Here is a 397-nt window from a genome sequence, read left to right as displayed (position 1 = left end):
CGCCAACGTCTCGCGCTCACCTGCGCCGCCACGCTTGCGCGCCAGGGCGGGCGGACGGACGACGAAGCGGCGCTGCGCGACCACTGGTACTCGCGCCGCGAGGACGACGATCCGGGTCCCGGCGGGCGTATTCTCGCCGCTTGGCGCAAGCTCGGCGAACGGGCCTCCAGTGACGTGGAGCAGTGGAAATTTGCGCTGGCGCCCGCACTCGGCCATCGCCTCAACTCGCTGCCGGACCAGATCGTCGGACTTGCCAGCCGACATACGCAGCAGCAGCACATCATGCCGGTGCTGGCCGCCGCGGAAATCATCGCTGCGAGCAGGCGCGTGCTGCCGAACGAGGACTTGGTGCCGCTGTGGCTGGCCGATGCCGTCCTCGCCCACCAGCTGCGCTGGC

General features: G+C 70.5%; 1 protein-coding gene. It reads left to right on the top strand.

What is annotated here, in order from left to right:
- Positions 1-397: DUF1403 family protein (locus CWO89_RS45290; RefSeq protein WP_130584489.1), on the top strand; the 397-nt coding region annotated here is incomplete at both ends.

The organism is Bradyrhizobium sp. Leo170 (genome assembly GCF_004296405.1).
Classification (GTDB): domain Bacteria; phylum Pseudomonadota; class Alphaproteobacteria; order Rhizobiales; family Xanthobacteraceae; genus Bradyrhizobium.
This window is presented reverse-complemented; position numbering and strand designations above follow the sequence as displayed.